General features: G+C 48.4%; 13 protein-coding genes. 6 read left to right on the forward strand and 7 right to left on the reverse strand.

Going from position 1 to position 20,235, the window contains the following annotated elements:
• Positions 1 to 643: 643 nt before the first annotated feature.
• The 4 genes from AC3RV5_RS01035 (at position 644) to AC3RV5_RS01050 (ending at position 9,364) form a co-directional block, all read left to right on the forward strand.
• Entirely contained in the window at positions 644 to 3,502 is a 2,859-nt protein-coding gene (locus AC3RV5_RS01035) for a TonB-dependent receptor domain-containing protein (RefSeq protein WP_489730151.1), read from the forward strand.
• Positions 3,503 to 3,688: 186 nt separating this feature from the next.
• Positions 3,689 to 5,203, forward strand: coding sequence for a tryptophan halogenase family protein (locus tag AC3RV5_RS01040; RefSeq protein WP_489730152.1), 1,515 nt, complete (start codon positions 3,689 to 3,691; stop codon positions 5,201 to 5,203).
• Between the two features lie 73 nt (positions 5,204 to 5,276).
• Complete coding sequence (pbp4b, locus tag AC3RV5_RS01045) at positions 5,277 to 7,760, forward strand: penicillin binding protein PBP4B (RefSeq protein WP_489732064.1); 2,484 nt, start codon at positions 5,277 to 5,279, stop codon at positions 7,758 to 7,760.
• Between the two features lie 26 nt (positions 7,761 to 7,786).
• Positions 7,787 to 9,364 carry a serine hydrolase gene (locus tag AC3RV5_RS01050; RefSeq protein ID WP_489730153.1) on the forward strand — a complete coding sequence of 526 codons (1,578 nt, stop codon included), beginning with the start codon at positions 7,787 to 7,789 and terminating at the stop codon, positions 9,362 to 9,364.
• Positions 9,365 to 9,464: 100 nt separating this feature from the next.
• On the opposite strand, the gene hutG is transcribed toward AC3RV5_RS01050, so the two are convergent.
• From hutG to hutC, 5 genes are all read right to left on the reverse strand, one after another.
• Positions 9,465 to 10,274, reverse strand: coding sequence for an N-formylglutamate deformylase (gene hutG / locus AC3RV5_RS01055; RefSeq protein ID WP_489730154.1), 810 nt, complete (start codon positions 10,272 to 10,274; stop codon positions 9,465 to 9,467).
• On the reverse strand, positions 10,271 to 11,488 hold the full coding sequence (hutI, locus tag AC3RV5_RS01060) for an imidazolonepropionase (protein WP_489730155.1): 1,218 nt from the start codon (positions 11,486 to 11,488) through the stop codon (positions 10,271 to 10,273). The genes hutG and hutI overlap by 4 nt, the downstream gene beginning before the upstream one ends.
• A gap of 1 nt (position 11,489) precedes the next feature.
• Positions 11,490 to 13,043: a histidine ammonia-lyase gene (gene hutH / locus AC3RV5_RS01065; RefSeq protein WP_489730156.1), complete on the reverse strand. Its 1,554-nt coding sequence runs from the start codon at positions 13,041 to 13,043 to the stop codon at positions 11,490 to 11,492.
• A gap of 25 nt (positions 13,044 to 13,068) precedes the next feature.
• Positions 13,069 to 14,772 (reverse strand): urocanate hydratase, encoded by a 1,704-nt coding sequence (gene hutU, locus AC3RV5_RS01070; protein ID WP_489730157.1) that lies wholly within the window; start codon positions 14,770 to 14,772, stop codon positions 13,069 to 13,071.
• A 128-nt stretch (positions 14,773 to 14,900) separates the two neighbouring features.
• Entirely contained in the window at positions 14,901 to 15,656 is a 756-nt protein-coding gene (gene hutC, locus AC3RV5_RS01075) for a histidine utilization transcriptional repressor HutC (RefSeq protein ID WP_489730158.1), read from the reverse strand.
• A 228-nt stretch (positions 15,657 to 15,884) separates the two neighbouring features.
• On the opposite strand from hutC, the gene AC3RV5_RS01080 reads away from it, so the two are divergent.
• Positions 15,885 to 17,249 (forward strand): formimidoylglutamate deiminase, encoded by a 1,365-nt coding sequence (locus tag AC3RV5_RS01080; protein ID WP_489730159.1) that lies wholly within the window; start codon positions 15,885 to 15,887, stop codon positions 17,247 to 17,249.
• 313 nt (positions 17,250 to 17,562) lie between these two features.
• On the opposite strand, the gene AC3RV5_RS01085 is transcribed toward AC3RV5_RS01080, so the two are convergent.
• Positions 17,563 to 17,814: an HP1242/YdcH family protein gene (locus AC3RV5_RS01085; protein ID WP_489730160.1), complete on the reverse strand. Its 252-nt coding sequence runs from the start codon at positions 17,812 to 17,814 to the stop codon at positions 17,563 to 17,565.
• Between the two features lie 406 nt (positions 17,815 to 18,220).
• On the opposite strand from AC3RV5_RS01085, the gene AC3RV5_RS01090 reads away from it, so the two are divergent.
• Positions 18,221 to 19,186: a carbohydrate kinase family protein gene (locus AC3RV5_RS01090; RefSeq protein WP_489730161.1), complete on the forward strand. Its 966-nt coding sequence runs from the start codon at positions 18,221 to 18,223 to the stop codon at positions 19,184 to 19,186.
• Positions 19,187 to 19,269: 83 nt separating this feature from the next.
• On the opposite strand, the gene AC3RV5_RS01095 is transcribed toward AC3RV5_RS01090, so the two are convergent.
• A complete protein-coding gene (locus AC3RV5_RS01095) occupies positions 19,270 to 20,229 on the reverse strand; it encodes a sugar-binding transcriptional regulator (protein WP_489730162.1) in 960 nt (319 codons plus the stop codon).
• Positions 20,230 to 20,235 lie beyond the last annotated feature (6 nt).

Below are 20,235 nucleotides of genomic sequence, written 5' to 3' on the forward strand. Positions count from 1 at the left end.
ATATATTTATTGCCACTTGTCCTGTTGTGAAATTAAAAAATCCAATATTCAGCCCAGTGTTTGTCTTTACATGGTTAATAATAAGGTTTTTTTATTTATGCCTACCTTAGAAGGTTAAAAGGGCTTGGGGCTATTTATTTATGGCCGTCAGCTACACGCAAATGAGTCGCTGAGGTATGCACAGATTTCAAACCTACTTGCCGGAGCATGAAAGGTTTACATGAGTTATTATCCATACAAGCACCCTAAAGCTGGTTGCCCCTACTTTATATATGGTCTAGCGCACTAAGTTAAGCTGCGTGTCCCCCAGGGCGTGTAAATACTATATTCCATATATCTCCTTTACCAAAATATACCGCGATATATAAATTATCCTTATAATAAAGAGAAATTAAAATAAATTATTTACATTTCAGGCGGCTATGCTACGTTTAATTAGTCGTCGAACCTTCATCAGTTGTTCTGTTTGTGTGGTAACGGAGTAGGCAGGGTTACCAAATAAAAACAGTTCGTGAGGTCTGCGCTAGCGGTGCAAAGATACTGCTTTTATTGGGATGAAACTTGGGTCAAAGACAAACTCCCGATACCTTTCGAAGCTTAGTAAACGCAAAGCAATTCCATGAAAATAAATGGAGAGAACACAATGAAACTGAATAAAATCGCTCTGGTGTTGGCAATGTATGGGGGATGCTCACACGCATTGGCACAGCAGAGCACAGGTGAAGATGACGATAACGACAATAATATTGAACGGGTGGCAGTGACAGGCTCAAGCATTAAGCGAACCTCTTTAGAAGGTGATTTGCCGTTAACAATTATTAATAAAGCAGAGATCGACGCTTCGGGTATTACTTCAGCCGAACAACTTATGTTACAGCTCAATATTTCTTCTAATTCTAACGACAATCTATCGAGTAACGCGGGTATTGTAGGTGGTGAAGAGCGCGGAAATAACGGTGCCTCTAGTGCCAACCTGCGTCAGCAAGGTGTGGGTTCGACTCTGGTTCTGTTAAACGGCAGACGGGTGGCTACACATGGGTTCAAGGGCCAATCTGTTGATTTAAATTCCATTCCTTTTGCCGCAATCGAACGGGTTGAAGTATTGCGAGATGGCGCCTCAGCCATTTACGGAACCGATGCTATAGGCGGGGTTATCAACTTCATACTTAAAACTAATTACCAAGGCACTCAGGTCAGCGCTTTCACCGATGTGACCGAACAAGGTGGTGGTAATATTCATCGTTTTAACCTGCTTACCGGTGCTGGAGACTTAAATACTGATGGTTATAATGTCATGGCTTCTTTGTCGTTTAAAAAAGTAGAGATTTTACGTGGCACGGATCGTGATTTTACGAATACTTTTCAGCCTGATCGCGGCCTATCTCCTGATACACGTGGAGCCCCTTTCGCGTCGTTGAATGACCGAAATAGTGGGGGAGATGATCCCACTAGTTCAAATTATAATCTTATTGGCACTGGTTTGGTTGATCCCCTAACCGGGTTAGAGCAGGGCACACTCAATGTGTTGGCTTTTCCCGGTCAACCCGGTTGTGACTCGATTGAAAATATGGGTATTGACACTGGTGCTTTGTGGAATCGCTCAAACGAGATTTACAGCTGTGCCTGGGATTACCCCAGGGCATCGGTGCTCCAACAACCCGTTGAGAGCATCGATCTGGTATCCAGGGGAACGATGAAATTAAACAAAGATACCGAAGGCTTTATTGAGTTTATGGCCTCGGAGGTGACGTCAAACAAAGTATTTGAGCCAAATCAAATTACACCCTGGGCGATAGGTTCACAAGGCTGGTACCCCAGCACGGGTGAATCATATGACTATATCGCCAATGCGTTAACGGATGTTTATGGCGCAGAACAATTAAATATCGGAGCACCTATCGCCTATCGCTGGCGTTGTATGGATTGTGGATCACGTGAAATTGAAACCGTAACCAAGTCGTACAAGTTGCAATTGGGTTTGGATGGCACCTGGAATAGCTGGGATTACAAAGCAGGTTTATCGCGTTCGAGTAATGAGGCTGAATCTGAGCTGGGCAGCGGTTATCACTTTACCGATCTGCTAGCCCAGGGGATAAGCAGCGGTGCGGTTAATCCTTTTCTACTGGCTGGCGAAACGCAAAGTGATGCCGGTATACAAGCTATCGAGTCCGCGTCAGCCCGAGGGGTTGTGCTATTCGGTGGTGAAACTGTACTGACTCAACTCGATGCTTCGATTACCGGCGATACAGGGTGGGAATTAGGTTGGGGAGGCGACAGTATCTATGTGGCCGCTGGCGTTGACTTGCGAAAAGAGGAATACAAATTTAACGGTGATAAACGTGCAGCAGAAGACAGGCCCGATATTTACGGTGCACCATTTGATGATGGTAATGCCCTGGATAATGTGTCCCGTAATGTCAAAGCGGTGTTTGCTGAAGTCCTGGTGCCTATCACTGAGACGCTGGAGATAAATGCGGCCGTACGTTACGACCATTATACGGGTTTTGGCAGTACCACTAACCCCAAACTGGGCTTTAAGTTTACTCCACTAGAAAGCCTGCTATTTCGAGGCTCCTACAGTACAGGTTTCAGGGTGCCCTCATTTAATCAGTTGTTCAATGGCCTGACTGAAACCGCTTATACTGGAACCGATTTTGCCGATCCCAGGGATTGCCCAGATGGGATAGTAGATAACAGTAATCCGCTGTGCCAACCCATTACCCCTGTAACCTTTACCGGCGGTCAAGAAGACTTGGGACCAGAAGAATCCACGCAGAATAGCTTGGGCGTAGTATGGGCACCGATGGATAATCTGACCCTTAACCTGGACTGGTGGAAGATTGTTATAGATGGCACAATTCAAACGCCAACTCGCACCGAACTTATTGAAAATTTTGATTTATTCCCGGAAAATTTCCTGCGTGATGGCAGTGGTAATTTGGTAGCCATTGATCAGCGATTTATTAATGCCGGGGAGCGGAATACCAGTGGAGTAGAAATTGGCGCTAAATTAGATGGTCTGATAGCCGATGGGCGCTGGAGCCTCAACCTTAATGGCAGTTATCTAATTGAAGACAAAAAAAAGTTACTGGATAACGCGCCATTTGGGGACAATCTGGTGGGCACCCATTCTCGTGGCAATATTCCACTTAGATGGAAACACACCCTCAGTTTTGTTTACCAGACCGGTGATTGGCGGCATAGTTTGATCCAGATTTTCCGAGACGGGTATGAGGATGAAGTCCCCCCCGGCATTCAATCTGGGGAGATCGATCCCCCCAACTGGGATCCAGACGTAGACAGCTACACTATTTACAACGTTAGCGCGGCCTACTCAGGCATAGACCAGCTAACTGTTACCCTGGGTATTAAAAATTTGTTTGATACCGATCCTCCGTTCACCGCCCATCAAAACGATTTTTCTCCCGGCGCGGCATTTGATCCGCGAGTCGCGGATCCCAGAGGAAGAGCCTATACCTTACTGGCTGAATACCGTTTTTAGGCACAACAAGCACAGGCAGGCCTAACAAAATAAACATTTAGGCGATCAGATACATGTGACTGGTCGCTTTTTTTTTGATACTTGCAAATAGGCTGTTTTGCCGGGCTGGATTGTTATAAATTAAACATGATTTCCCGCATAATCGAGTATGTTTTTAGATTCACATTCGAAGCCAAGAGAATATTTATGACCTCAGCTGCGACAAACCATCGAATAAGCAAAATTGTCATTGCCGGAGGTGGTTCGGCAGGTTGGATGACAGCCGCAGCACTGGCCAAGGTTGTCGGCACCAAGCACTGTTCTATTCAAGTGGTGGAGTCCAAGGCAATAGGCACAGTGTCGGTAGGCGAGGCCACTATTCCGCAAATTCGGTTATTTAATTCGCTATTAGGCATAGATGAAAACGATTTTCTAACCGCTACCCAAGGTACATTTAAATTAGGCATAGAATTTGTTGATTGGTATCAAGCCGGACAAAGCTATATGCATCCTTTTGGTCCTTACGGGTCGAATATGCACGGCGTACCCTTTCATCATTATTGGTTGAAGAGTAAAAAAATGGGTCGAGCTCATGACTTACAGAGTTTCTGTGTAGAAGCCAGTGCCGCTAAAAAAAATCGTTTTATGCGTCCCCTAAAGCAAGCTAATTCGTCACTCGCCCAAGTTAATTACGCATTTCATTTTGACAGCACATTGTACGCTAACTATTTAAAGGATTTTGCTTTACGCCTGGGTGTTAACCACGTGGAAGGAATGATAGACAAGGTTAATTTACAGGCTGAGAGTGGTTTTATCGACTCATTATTGTTATCCGATGGCAAGCTAATAGATGGGCATCTATTTATCGATTGTACCGGCTTTCATGCTCGGCTAATTGAACAGGCACTTAATACCGGTTTTGAAGATTGGGGCCACTGGCTGCCCTGCGATAAGGCTGTCGCTCAAGCCTGTGGATCTGACCATACCCTTCGACCTTACACTATCTCTACTGCCAGAAACGCTGGCTGGCAATGGCAAATCCCCTTGCAGAACCGGATTGGCAACGGTCATGTATTTTCCAGCCGTCATCTTAGTGAGGATCATGCCGTGGCGATACTGCAACAAAATCTGCCAGGCAAGCCCTTAGCAGAACCCAGGGTACTTAGTTGGAAAAATGGCAAACGACGTAAAACATGGAACAAAAATTGTGTCGCTATTGGCTTATCTGCCGGTTTCCTTGAGCCTCTTGAGTCCACTGGCTTGCAGCTTGTCCAATCAGCTATTTCCCGTTTATTAAGCCTGTTTCCCGATCGGTCTTTTCGTCAGGCTGATATCAATGCCTATAATCAACACAGTGATTTTGAAATAGAACGCATTCGTGACTTTATAATTGCGCATTACAAGTTAACCGAGCGTCAGGACAGCGACTTTTGGCGCACATGCCGTGCAATGGACATTCCTCACTCACTACAAGCCAAGTTTGACCTTTATCAGGCCAATGGACGTATATTTCGGGAAAACAACGAGTTGTTTAATGAGCTCAGCTGGTTTTCAGTGCTCAATGGCCAAGGTTTGGTACCCCAAGGCTATCATTCGTTGGTAGATAATATGCCTGAAGATGAAATGTTGCAGTATTTAACCAATATGCGGGCCATGACAGCTGAGGCTGTCGCCAAAATGTCAGATCATCGGCAGTTTATTCTGCGCCATTGCCATGCTTAAATGCGCTCTTATGCAGCGGTACACACTGTTACAGGAAAACGTTACGCAACATTATGTGGGAGTCAGTTTAGCGATGCCAGTGTTTGATTCAATTTTTCGAAGACGTGGTTGGGTGCAGTCCAGGATAATTCTCATAGCAGCGATCATTGCTGCATTAGTTGGCTGCGCGACTCAATCCATTGAATTTATGCCGTCTCATAATTACAGTCAGCGGATCAAGTTTTTGGTGTTACATTTTACCGGGATTGATTATCAACAATCTGTCACTGCGTTGGTGGACGAGGGGGGCTTGAGTGCCCATTATTTGATCCCTGAGGGGGGCGATCCAAGTTACCCAGAAACCGAGCTGACGGTATTGCAACTGGTGGATGAAACGGCTCGGGCCTGGCATGCCGGTACAAGTTACTGGCAAGGGCGGGAAGATCTAAATGACCAGTCAATTGGCATTGAAATTGTGCATGAGGCCGATTGCATCTGGCAGCAAGACACTTCCGCCGCGCAGGGAGGACAAGACCTGGACCAGCAGTTGTGCCTTTTCGAGGATTATGATCCCAAACAAATTGAACTGTTGATCACCCTGGCCAAGGATATCTTGCAGCGTAATCCGGATATTACCCCCACCGCCGTTGTGGGCCATGCAGATATTGCCCCGACCCGCAAAAATGATCCTGGTCCGCGCTTTCCCTGGTATCGGTTATACCAGGCGGGAATTGGCGCTTGGTATGACAAAGACAGCGTCAAACACTACTGGCAAATTTTTAATCAATATTCCCCCCAGATCGGCTTAGTGCAGGCTGCCTTGCGCACCTATGGATACGGGGTGCGTGAAACCGGGGTGCTGGATGCGCAAAGCATCGATACCCTGGCAGCCTTTCAGATGCATTTCTTGCCGTGGCAGGTAACGGGCAAGGTAGATAGCAAAACCGTGGCCGTCTTGTTTGCTTTGCTCGAAAAATATTTTCCCGGACACAATAGCAAATTAATGACCCGCTACGTAGCCGAGCAATCTGGGGTGCCTGTGGCCCATCAGAATTTAAAATTCGGGCAAATTAGCCAGTTTTTCCCCCAGAAAGACCCCAGCACCAGGCAGTTGGTCAATGACAGAGCACTATTTAAAAGTTATAGGGGCGAAGGCCAGCTCATTATCGATAATATTGATGCGTTATCCGCTGATTTGTTTGTTAACGGCCAGAAACTCAATATCAAACCGCAGTTACAGCCCTACCAGCGTTACGTCTACAGTTTGTCCCGACGCACCAGAGAGGGTGACAATACGTTCAAAATTGAGAATGTTCAGCCACAGGGTAGCCAACTTAAGATCACGATTCCTTACCCCACATTGTCAGACGCGACGGCGGGCCATGACCAGCGTTTTGACCAGGTCGATGCACTTATCGAACAAGATGTACAAAATGGCTTCCCCGGAGCGGTATTGTTGGTGTTAAAAGACGGCAAAGTTATTAAACGTTCCGCTTATGGCTATGCCAGGAAATATGCGGATGGCGGAGGATTATTGGCGCAACCAGTGTCCATGCGTACCGATCATCTATTTGATCTGGCCTCCAATACCAAGATGTTTGCCACTAATCTGGCGCTGATGAAATTGGTCGCTGAAGGAAAACTGGATATTACCCAGTCAGTGAGTCATTACTTACCTGAATATACTTATCAGGGAAGAGATACCCGTTTGGTCAGGGATTTACTTACTCATACAGCCGGCTATGTGCCACACGTGAGGTTCTTTTCTCGTGATAACGCCCTGGGGGAGCAATTTTATTCTCAGGATAAGCAGCGCACCGAACAGTTACTATTGCGCCATGTGCCCTTTGCCATCGGCCGCCAAACAAAAGCGGTATATAGTGATATAGATTATATGTTGCTGGGTTTATTGGTGGAGCGTCTCAGTCATATGAGTTTGGACAATTATGTGGAAAATCAGCTATACGCTCCGTTAGGACTGCACAATACTCTTTTTAATCCCCTGCAAAAGAGCTTTGCAAAAACCCAGTTTGCTGCCACAGAAATCCAGGGCAACTCACGGGGAGGGCGGGTAGATTTTGACCATATGCGTGATTATGTGCTGCAAGGTGAAGTTCATGACGAAAAAGCCTATTACTCCTTAGGGGGCGTGGCAGGGCATGCAGGGTTGTTTTCAACCGTGGATGACCTAGCTGTGTTGGGGCAAACTCTGTTAAATGGCGGTGGATACGGCCAGGTTAGCCTGTTTGACCAAGGGGTATTAAGCCAATTTACTAAACCGGAAGAAGCAGATAGCAGTTACGGGTTAGGATGGCGCCGTGCAGCCCAGGGCCAAAATAAATGGCATTTCGGTCCTTATGCGAGTGCCCAGGCATACGGACATACAGGCTGGACAGGTACCGTATCTGTCATCGACCCGGAGCATGATCTGGCGATTTTTTTACTCACCAATGTCCGCCATAGCCAAGTGTTAGATGATCAAGATGGCCAGCCTGAATTTAGCGGCAAACAATTTGAAACCGGCAAATATGGTAGTGTGATCAGCTTGGTGTACGAGGCAGTATTAAATGCACCCTGATCGCCATGTCGGGTAAGGAGCGACCCATGACGGTAAAACCAGTGACTTTGACCATTAAGCTGCTTGGCATTGTGCTGATATTTGTCAGTGTTTCGGTAACCGCCGAGCCTTTAGAAAAGGTGGGTAATCCCCAAACTATACAGAAGATCCTGACACATTTTAATGTGCCAGGTGCGGCTATCGGGGTGATTAAGAACGGCAAGATCATCAGCGCCCAAGGTTACGGGGTAAAAGATATGCGTAGCGAGGCAGCGGTTGACCCAGACACCATCTTCAAAATCGGCTCCAATAGCAAAGCTTTTACCGTAGCGGCCCTGGCTCTTCTGGTGGACGAAGGCAAAATTTCCTGGGATGCACCCGTAATCCGCTATCTACCGGATTTCAAGCTGCATGACCCGTGGATCACCACCCATTTCACCGTCACAGATTTACTCACCCACCGCAGCGGCTTGGGTCTTGGGTCGGGGGATTTAATGCTCTGGCCTGAACCTTCCAGTTTCAGTCGTCAGGAGGTGGTACACAACTTGCGGTATCTCAAGGCAAAAGGGCAGTTTCGGGCAAATTACGCCTACGACAATTTGTTGTACATAGCCGCAGGGGAAATCATCCCTGCGATGACCGGCACCCCCTGGCAAACCTTTGTTCAAGGGCGCATTATCCAGCCTCTGGGCATGAGCCACTGTTATGCCCATAACCCGCCTGCCTCCGAGCAAGTAAACCTGGCCTCTCCCCATGGTATGGTGGAAGGCCGACTCCAACCCATTATTCGCCCGGTAGAGCCAGGTATTGCGTCGGTATCGGCTGCCGCTGGGGGCATACAGTGCAGCCTCAACGATATGTTGATATGGTCCGAATTATGGTTGCAGCGAGGTAAAATGCCTAATGACCAAATGCTGTTTTCAAGTGCCCAGCACCGCCAAATGTGGTCAGCAAAGACCATCATGCCATTAACAAATACTGACGCCCGCTACAATCATGGTCACTTTAGCAATTATGCTCTGGGCTGGCGTTTAAATGACGTAGACGGTTATTTACGGGTGCATCACAGTGGCTCTCTGGCGGGTATGTATTCTGCTTTAAGTATTTTTCCTGAGTTGGGTTTGGCCATAGTGGTGCTGACCAACCAGCAATCCGAGGGGGCACGCAGCGCCTTGATGTATCACATAATGAAACCCTATCTCGGGGATAGCAAGACTGACTGGCTAGAGGTTTTTGCCGCATCCTCCGGGTCTTCCGATGAGAATTTTGCGCCGCCCAAGGAAGAGGTTCACCTCGCCGTGCCCCCTGACTACCCTAAATTAGCGAGTTATTTAGGGGGATACCGGGATCCCTGGTTGGGACAGTTCTTTATTGAACAACAGGGTAACCGTTTGCAGTTGCGCTCAGACCGAGTGATAAAGCTGGTGGGGGGCATGTATCTCACCCAAGACAAAGACCGCTTCCTGATCAGGTGGGACGACCGCAGCCTGGAAGCGGACGTGATCGCCCAGTTTAGTCGCAACGAGCAAGAGCGAGTTCAAGACATGACCTTGATCCCGGTTTCACCAGATATCGATTTCAGTTACGATTTTCAGGATCTGAATTTAGTGAAAATTCTCCCTTAAGACTCAATGATCGGTTGGCTATTAAACCTGGTCCCTTGCCTCAAAAGATATTGCAGACCGCTGCATTTAATCCACTGGCTCTGTGGTTCAATGCCGGCGTTTAGCCCCCATTGAGCAAGTTACTTGTAAGTAAGGTGTCAAGCAGCTGTTGTAATACAGGCTGCACGGCCTGCAGTTTGACGGGGTCGAGCACAAAATCCGCCGTATCGTCTTGTAAATAGGTGGCTTGTGACAGCTCCAGCTGAATGGCATGAATATGGTTTTGCGGCATACCAAAATGCCGGGTAATGTAACCGCCTTTAAAACGCCCATTACATACATGACTATAACCACTTTTGCCCACTACTATAGCCAGTCCATCCAGCAGTTGAGCGTGGCAAGACAAGCCGTCATTGCTGCCAAAATTAAAGTCCGGCAGTCGCCCTTTAAACAGCATAGGTACTTCGGCTGCGATACTGTGGGCATCAAATAAAATAGCATAACCAAATTTTGTTTTTAGGCGCTTCAGCTCCTGTTGTATAGCCATATGGTAGGCCAGCCAAATTTGCTGTTTATAGTGGTCCCTGTGCTGACTGGCCGGTTGTCCGCCAGGCATAAAAACCGGGCTACCATCAAACAAAACCTCGGGAAACAACCCCGTTGTCGGGGTGGAATAAAGAGGTTTGTCATCCACCGGCCGATTCAAATCAATAACATATCGTGAGTAGTTGGCCTGGATAAAACTGGCGTTGGTGGTGTGTAAAAAATGATAAAGCTGGGGAATATACCAATCAGTATCCGGCAGTTGGCGAGCCTTTGGGCTCAAACCTTTAGCCACCTCAGGGGTAAGCTCCAGTCCAGAGTGGGGCATACTGACCAGCAAGGGCGAATTACCTTGCTGCAAATCGAACGGATACAGAGTGTTATTCATGTAGTTAAGCGGCCTTTTTTGACCCGCACTTTGAGCAAATCGCCACCCAACCAATAGCTCAGCTCTCCTGGGCTTGCAATATCCCAGCACACAAAATCTGCCTGTTTTCCCACTGCCAGTTCACCCTGTGAGTCTTGTAGGCCCAGGGCTTTGGCAGCATGACAGGTGGCACCGGCCAGACTTTCTTCTGGGGTCAACCCAAACAAGTTGCAGGCCATATTTAACATTAAGCGTAACGACAATACCGGCGAGGTGCCCGGATTCGCATCTGTGGCCACAGCCATGGGTATTTGATATTGACGCAACAATTCAATGGGCGGTTTTTGGGTTTCATGTAAGCAGTAATAAGCCCCAGGTAACAATACTGCCACTGTACCCGCCTCGGCCATGGCCTTAGCATCTTGCTCGGTCATAAATTCCAGGTGATCCGCAGATAATGCCTGATAACCCGCCGCCAGGGCGCTGCCTCCTAGGGCCGAGAGCTGTTCGGCGTGCAATTTTACCGGTAAACCCAGGGCCTTGGCCTGGTCAAAATAACGGGCAACCTGGGCTGGACTAAAACCGATATTTTCACAAAAGGCGTCTACTGCATCGGCGTAGCCGAGGCGGGCGATTTCAGGTAATACTGTGTCACACAGGTAATCTATATAGGCATCGGCTTGGCCCTTGAATTCAGGGGGTAAGGCATGGGCGGCCAGGCAAGTGGTTTGGATATCCACAGGGAAAGCTTGCTGCAAAGATCTGGCGACTTTAAGCATTTTGACTTCGTGTTCCAGACTCAGGCCATAACCTGATTTGATTTCCACTGTGGTGACCCCATCGTTGATCAAAGCTTGCAGGCGTTTGGCGGCACTGGCGAACAGCTCATCTTGGTTCGCGCTGCGTGTGGCGGCCACCGATGAAGCAATGCCTCCACCGGCCTGGGCAATCTGTTGATAACTGATCCCATTGAGGCGTTGTTCGAATTCAGCGGCGCGATTACCGCCAAAGACCAGATGGGTATGGCAGTCTATCAAGCCCGGTGTCACCCAACCGCCAGCCAAATCATGGGTGGTTTTTGCACGGTAGTCAGGTAATTTATCCTGCTGACCTAACCAGGCAATTTTGCCATCCAGCACACCTATGGCACCATCATAAATAGGCCCATACTGGCTATCCACCATGGTTGCCATATGAAAACCAAACCACATAGAATCAAACTGTTTGACGGCCACGTTATTTATTTTCCTGCTCGTTGGCCATGCTGGGCAACAAGCCACTTGGCATCAAGGGGTTATGCACGGCTTCTTGCAATAGGCAATAAGCGTGTTCAATGTCAGCGGCGAAATAGCGGTCTTTGTCATAAAAGGGCACCCGTGTACGCAACTGGGCTCTGACCTCTTCCAAGGTCACACTGGTGCCTAGGGGCAGGCGGAAATCCAGACCTTGCACCGCTGCTAACAGCTCCACCGCCAGGATCCCTCTGGTATTGCCAGCCATATCCGTTAAACGCCGGGCCGCAAACGTGGCCATGGATACATGATCTTCCTGGTTAGCCGAGGTGGGTATGCTATCTACCGACGCGGGGTGGGCGTAGGATTTGTTTTCACTGGCCAAGGCGGCAGCCGTAACCTGGGCGATCATAAAACCTGAATTAACCCCCCCATTGTCCACCAAAAACGGGGGTAGTTTGCTTAAGCTGCTGTCAATCAACAAGGCCATACGTCGCTCTGATAAACTGCCTATTTCGGCAATGGACAAGGCCAGGTTATCTGCGGCAAAGGCCACAGGCTCGGCGTGAAAGTTGCCACCTGAGATGATGTCGCCGTCATCCAGAAAAACCAGAGGATTATCCGAAACGGCATTGGCTTCCACTAATAACGTATCTGCACTGTTTCTAATCTGTTGTAAACACGCCCCCATAACCTGAGGCTGGCAGCGCAGGGAATACGGGTCTTGTACTTTCTCACAGCCTACGTGGGAGTCAGCTAGCTCACTGTTTTCACCGAGCAACAGCCGATAGGCCAAGGCCGCGTCAATTTGGCCCTGATGACCGCGCGCCTGGTGGATACGCGGATCAAATGGACGTCGACTGCCCAAAGCGGCTTCAACCGACAGTGCGCCACATACCGTGGCCGAAGCATAGAGATCCTCTGCCTGGAACAAACCCTCCAGGGCAAAAGCTGTAGAAGCCTGGGTGCCGTTTAGCAGCGCCAGCCCCTCCTTTGGTCCTAAGGTAATGGGGTCCAGTCCGGCAATCTTAAGTGCCGCCTGGCCAGATACTATTTTCCCTTGATAGCGGGCCCGACCTTCACCAAGCAATACCGCACTCATATGGGCCAAAGGTGCCAGATCCCCCGACGCCCCCACCGAGCCTTTTTTAGGGATGCAGGGATAAACTTCCTTATTAACCAAGCTCATCAGCGCCTCTATCACTGTCAGGCGAATGCCGGAATACCCTCTGGCCAGGCTGTTGATTTTCAGCACCATAACCAGTTTAACCGTGGCGTCATCCATCGGCTCGCCAATGCCGGCGGCGTGTGACAACACTATGCTACGTTGCAGGGTTTCCAGGTCCTGGGCCGCGATACGTGTATTGGCCAACAAGCCAAAGCCGGTATTGATCCCATACACTGTGCGCCCTTGGCTGATCACATCATTGACAATCTGGGTACTGGCATGAATATCGGCCAGGGCAGAGGAATGCAAAGACATCTTAACGGGCTCTTTGCTAATGCGGCGCAAATCACTCAAACGCAACTGGCCTGGCTCTAGGGTAAATTCAAACATTCTATATTCTCCGGTTCGCCAATGATCAGCGTGCTTGTTTTTGGGTTGCCCGAACCATAGGCAGATTCAAGTCCTGTTCTTGGGCGCATTCTATGGCGCTGGTGTAGCCTGCATCGGCGTGGCGCATGACCCCAGACGCAGGATCGTTATGCAACACACGTGCGATACGCCGTGCAGCATCATCTGTGCCGTCTGCCACTATCACCATGCCCGCATGTTGAGAAAACCCCATGCCTACTCCACCGCCATGGTGTAATGACACCCAGGTGGCTCCTGATGCAGTATTGAGCAATGCATTTAATAACGGCCAATCGGACACCGCATCAGATCCGTCCTGCATGGCTTCGGTTTCGCGGTTCGGGCTGGCAACCGAGCCCGAATCCAGGTGATCCCGGCCAATCACCACAGGCGCTGACAATTCACCACTGCGCACCATTTCATTAAAGGCCAGGCCCAACTTTTCTCTTTGCCCCAGGCCAACCCAACAAATGCGTGCCGGCAAACCTTGAAACACAATGCGCTCCCGGGCCATATCTAGCCAGTTATGCAGATGGTTATCATCAGGGATGAGCTCCTTAACCTTAGCATCGGTTTTATAGATGTCCTGCGGATCACCAGATAACGCTACCCAGCGAAACGGCCCAATGCCCCGGCAAAACAAGGGGCGGATATAGGCAGGCACAAAACCTGGGAAATCAAAAGCGTTTTTCACCCCTTCCTCGAAGGCCATCTGGCGGATATTGTTGCCATAATCAAAGGTCGCCACACCCATGTTTTGAAAATCCAGCATGGCCTGAACATGGATAGCCATGGATTGTTTGGCGGCCTTAACAGTGGCCTCAGGCGCGTCTTTTGCTTGCTGTTTGTAAGTCTCCCAGCTCATGTCTTGGGGCAAATAGCCATTGAGCGGATCATGGGCCGAGGTCTGATCCGTGACCATATCGGGTTTTATTCCACGGCGCACCAGCTCGGGTAATACATCGGCGGCATTGGCGCACAGACCAATAGACCGTGGGATGCCTTGCTGGGTATAGCGGGTTACGCGGGCCAGGGCATCGTCCAGGTCTTTGGCTTGCTCATCCAGATAGCGGGTTTTAAGACGAAAATCGATACGGCTTTGCTGGCACTCTATGTTCAACGAACTGGCACCGGCCAGAGTGGCGGCCAGGGGCTGGGCGCCGCCCATGCCACCCAGACCTGCGGTAAGCACCCAACGACCGCTTAAATCCCCGGCGAAATGCTGACGCCCGGCTTCCACAAAGGTCTCGTAGGTGCCTTGCACTATGCCCTGACTGCCGATATAGATCCACGATCCCGCAGTCATTTGCCCATACATGGCCAAACCTTTGGCATCGAGTTCGTTAAAATGTTGCCAAGTGGCCCAGTGGGGTACCAGGTTGGAATTGGCAATCAATACTCTTGGGGCGTCCTTGTGAGTGCGAAACACCCCCACCGGTTTGCCGGATTGCACGAGCAGGGTTTCATCTTCTTCCAAGGTCAGCAGTGAGGCGACTATCTGATCGTAACACTGCCAGTTACGGGCGGCGCGACCAATCCCCCCGTATACCACCAATTCTTCTGGATTTTCGGCCACATCCGGATCGAGGTTGTTCATTAACATGCGCAGAGGCGCTTCTGTCAGCCAGGATTTGGCGCTCAGGTTAGTGCCTGTTGCGGCTCGCACTGTGCCACTGCGAAAACGCGAGTCGTGCAATTCTTTTGAGTTCATATTTACCCCCTACATACATGTATATACAAGTTATGTGCAAACAATAAAGCGAGTTAACGCCATGAGCAAGTTTTTTACAGAGTTTTAGCTAACATTTTTGGTTTAAAAACGCCCGTTAGCCTGGCCAGCTACCGACCAAAATGACCGAATAACTGAAAACGCGACCCAGGTGACAATAACCGGGCAGTGGTCACCAGATCTTGCTCCGACCAGGTACGGCGCTTGATCTGCAAACAAGGCTCATGGGGACTTATCTGCAACAGGGCGCATTCTTTCGCATTAGCCAATACCGCTTCTACCAGGTGCTCTCCTTCTGTCATGGGCGCCACCCTCATAAGGTAATCGTAAGCGGTGTGGCGAATAAAGTCCTGTTGATCATAATCTGGCGCCAGAGACGCATTGACCACTCTTTGTTCGAGCTGGATAGGTTGTTCGCTTTCAAAGTGTAGGATCGTTGAGCGAAAAATACCGTGATTGGTTCTGACACCAAGGTTCATGGCTTCCTGGGTATTGGCTTTGGTACGCACAAGTTCGATCAGTTCGGCCCTGTGAATATGCCCCCTGTCGGCAATTTCCGCGGCTATATTGTGCACTTCGAACAGGGCCGAATGGACCTTTTTTTCGGCTACAAAGGTGCCCACCCCCTGGTGACGGGTAAGCATTCCTTCTGCGGTTAGTTCCCGCAGGGCGCGGTTGACGGTCATGCGACTCACCCTTAAGGCCTGAACTATCTCGGATTCAGAAGGCACTCGCTGATTCGCCTGCCACTCACCGCTGGTGATCTTGTGAGAAATAGCCTGTTTGACCCGGGCGTAGATAGGCAATGGAGAATCTTCGCTAGCCTTAAACAGGCTGGTAATCATGCTTTGTTTGGCGTTTGCCATATTTTCGCTACCTTGTTAGTCAATATTCCCGGTATCTTCTGTGGTCAGGATCGGGTAATCCATATCAGTTTTTGCATCGGTCCACCGGCACCCCGTACCCGGTCACCACGTCACTGGTCTACAGGGCGGATTATACTGGCTAATTGATTATGTTGACAGTTAAGCTTGTCTATACAAGATGAGTTCCACTAGAATGAGAAACAAGTACATCAGTTACCAGGAGAAAACATGAGCCACCAGCTGTATTTTGTCGAACAGGCCTTATTGGCAGATGGCTGGGCGCAAAATGTGCGCCTGGAAGTAGAACACGGCTATATTAAAAATATTCATAAAAATACCAGTGCCGATGGCGCCATCAAACTTAGTGGCCCGATGTTGCCAACGGTGGCCAATGTGCATTCTCATGCATTCCAGCGGGTGATGGCAGGCATGGCCGAAGTGAGTCTGGATCCCAATGACAGCTTTTGGAGCTGGCGGGAGTTGATGTACCAAATAGTAGGCAAACTCTCGCCGGGCGATGTGTTTATCATAGCTCGCCAATTATATATAGAACTACTCAAAGCGGGTTATAGCCAGGTAGGGGAGTTTCACTATTTGCATCATGGCCCTTTGGGGCAACGTTATACTCAGCCTCATGAGATGTCGCTTCAACTTTTCGAGGCCGCCAATCAAGCGGGAATAGGTCTAACCTTATTACCAGTACTTTATGCTTATGCGGGTTTTGGTGGGCAGCCCTGCACAACCGGTCAAACACGTTTTATTCATGATCCCGAGCAATACCTGTCTTTGCAGAGAGCCTGCGAAGAGGTTATAACCGGGCACGACTTGCATCGCCTGGGGATGTGTTTTCATTCACTGCGCGCGGTGAATAAAGCGCAGATAACCGAGGTATTAAGCGCCAGCCCCGCAGATATGCCCGTGCATATTCATATAGCCGAACAACAAAAGGAAGTCGATGACTGTGTGCAATGGTCTGGCCAGCGACCGGTGCAATGGCTACACAACGAAATTGGCTTTGATCCACGTTGGTGCCTGGTGCATGCGACTCATCTAAGCCCCCATGAGGTTAGCTTAATAGCTAAAAGTGGTGCGGTTGTTGGGTTGTGCCCAACCACCGAAGCCAATTTGGGGGACGGTATTTTTCCCGCAGTGGATTTTAATCAACAACAGGGCAGATGGGCAATTGGCTCAGACAGCCACGTTAGTGTATCGCTGGTCGAAGAGCTCAGAAGCCTGGAATATGGTCAGCGACTTTTTGCCCGGCAACGCAACCGGCTGCACAGTAAAGGTCAGCCGCAGGTGGGCGATTTTCTTTTCAACCAGGCCCTAAGCGGTGGTAATCAGGCTTGCGATGTACAACTAGGTTTGGCCGAAGGAAAACGGGCCGATTTCATGTTGCTGGATCCCGACCAGCCTTTTATCGGCGCCAGTGCGCCCAAAGATCTTCTCAATCGCTGGATATTTGGCATCAGCGCCAATGCAGTCAAAGATGTCTATGTGGCAGGTAAACCAGTGGTACTCAATTTTCGTCATCCCTTGGAGCAATTAGCATGCAGCGAATTTGCCCAGTTGCTTAAACGGCTGATGGGTTAACTGGCTAATGGATAAACAGTTAACCGCCGAGCAAGGCACGTTGGCTAAATACACCCTTACAGAAATGCAATGCAAGGAGACTGACATGGCCTTATAGATATTTGATGAGTACTGTTATATGCAAGCGCATCCCATCCCTCGTTGCTATGCTGATACACGAGTGTAGGGTATTTACGGCGGTACCTGCGAAATTATGAAAGAGGTTGTTGGTAAAGGGCTTATAGGTCGTATTTAAGCCAAAGTCACTTTCAAGCTATATCTCGGGTCGCCTTAGTATGTTGTGTGAATAGTGGCCGTTTTACTCAAATAGGCCTTAAATAGTATTTTCAGTTTGTAATATCATGTTGAGCAATTGGTCTTTCAAGTACACACGTTGAACCTTGAGAGATTCAAGGAAGTCGTCTGCCACGGGCGAGTTATTCTGTTCTATTTCATGTATCTGTTTATCAACCTGGTGATATTCATCAAACAATTTAAGGAAATGTTTATCGTTCATTTTCAGATGACGAATAGTGTGATGGTGCTCGGGAAGGTCGTTAAGTAGGGTATGCTTTTCTAACGTCATGACGAGTTGCCTTTGAGATCGATTTACCGGTGAATGTTATGATGAACAATAATTATGCATAAAATTCGCTGACGTTCCTTGATCTACATCAGATTAAGCCCCCCTTGGTTTGTCTTGCCCGGCCGATTTTATGGTGAATGACAAATAGGCCCAGAATATTTTGGCAGCAGTTTTGAAGCAAAGGGCAGCATAATGTATTCGATTCGGTTATTTTCAATCATGAACAAAAGTAGAGAAGGTTGTTATTCAGCCACTGAATTTTGTTATACTTTCCACCAGTAAATACATGTGAAACCCAAATATATATTGGTGTATGTGGGTTTGATAAAATTAACCAAATTCACCTGTTTGGTGTTATTTTTATTTGGGTGTTTTGGATAAATTAGTTTTGATACGGAACAATAATATGAAAGTAATTTGCATTGGTGAGATGCTCATCGATTTTGTGTGTACAGATACAAATAGCGGTTTGGTAAACGGGGTTAATTACGTTAAAAAATCCGGTGGTGCTCCCGCTAATGTTGCAGCCTGCATCGGTAAGTTAGGTGGGGAACCGGTTTTAGTCGGTTCGGTTGGTAACGATCCTTTTGGTGAATTTTTGATTGAAGAAGTCAAAGGTTATGCTGTCAACACAGATCATGTGGCGACGTTATCTACGTCAACTACCTTGGCATTTGTATCTTTGGGTGATAACGGCGAACGCGAATTTGCTTTTAACCGCGGTGCCGATGAGCAACTAAGCCTGGATGATAAAACCATAGTCACACTGCTTGCTGATTCGATATTACATCTTGGTTCAGCCACTGCGTTATTAGGCGGCGAATTAGGCGACAGCTATTTACGCATCGCCCAGCAAGCCAAGCAAAACGGTAATATAATTTGTTTCGATCCTAACTTTAGAATCGATTTATGGCGCGGTCGCGAAGCTGAATTTAGAGATATCTGTAATACCTATTTTGCCTTGGCTGATATCGTAAAAGTCAGCGATGAAGAATTGGTTTTACTTTCGCAAAAAGACGATATGGCCGCGGGTTGCCAATATTTTCATGATTTAGGTGTGAAAGTTCTATTAGTCACATTGGGCCCGGATGGCTGCTTAATCTCACAAAATGCTCAGCAATACATCGTACCTGCCTACGAAATAAACGCCGTAGACACTACTGGTGCCGGGGACTCGTTTATTGGCGCTATATTATTCCAAATGGCGCAAAGTGAACCGGGTGAAAATTTCTATCAAGAAGACTTTAAAGGCTTTATCGAATTTGCCGGCAAGGTAAGCGGCTTGGTATGTGCCAAGATTGGTGCAATGACCGCACTACCAACATTGACTGAAGTAAACAGCATGACATTCGTGGTTAAACATAAAACCTAAAAAGTACTAACGAATCTTAGATTTAGTTAGTAAAAAGGGACCTGATGGTCCCTTTTCTAATTCGGTTTTGGTATGACTAGCTTTCAATCAATACTTAACAAACGCTCTGCTGTGTATTCATTGGTAATCAACGAGTTAACCAATTTGGAACGTAAAGCACCAAGGATTGCGTAAACTTTTTCCTCACCGGCAGCGAGGGCGAATACTGGTTTGTCTGATCCAAGGATAAGCGGTGTACTGGCAACACGCTGATTGATCCCGCAATCGAGTAATTGCCCGTTCTTGTCAAATACCCAGCTGATGATTTCTCCTACCGCGCCGCCAGACTGCAATTCGCCTAATTCTTGCGGGGTAACGAAGCCGTCTAAATGCAACGGTGAGTTAGCGCCTAAATTTCCCACTCCCACGAACGTGACATCTGCATGCTGAGCCATTTCCATATTTTGCGTGATATAAGGCAACTTCTGCAACTGCAGCTTTTCATTTTGGCTTTTAGGTAATACAGGCAAAGGCATGGGATAATGCTTGGCATTGACGCGTTCGGCCATGCGTACGACCACGTCATAAGGAGAAGCTGAACCGTCAGAAGCCATGTTGCCAAGTAAGGCCACAATTTTATGCTGGGTACAATCAAGAGGAGCTAATTCGTCTACACAGGTGCGCAATACCCGGCCAGTGCCCATGGCTAACGTTTTGGGTTGTGCTGATTTTAAATGGCGTTCAATTTCGTTTGCCCCGGCTTGAGCTAAACCCACAGTTGAAGACGGATCACTGGGGTCACTTGGCACCACTTCACAGGAGAGCAGACCGAAACGACTGGCGATTTTATCCGCCAGATCCATACACTTAGCGATAGGATGATCAAGACGGACCTTAATCAATTTTTCACTGATGGACAGCGCCACCATCCGCTGTGCTGACTGGCGAGAAATACCTAACTTCTTGGCGATTTCGTCTTGGGTATTACCCGCAACATAATATAACCAGCCTGCGCGTGCGGCGTCGTCTAATCGTCTATTTTCGGCACTGGAAAGCTTAACCACGTTTAT

Source organism: Paraglaciecola sp. IT1134 (genome assembly GCF_058068185.1).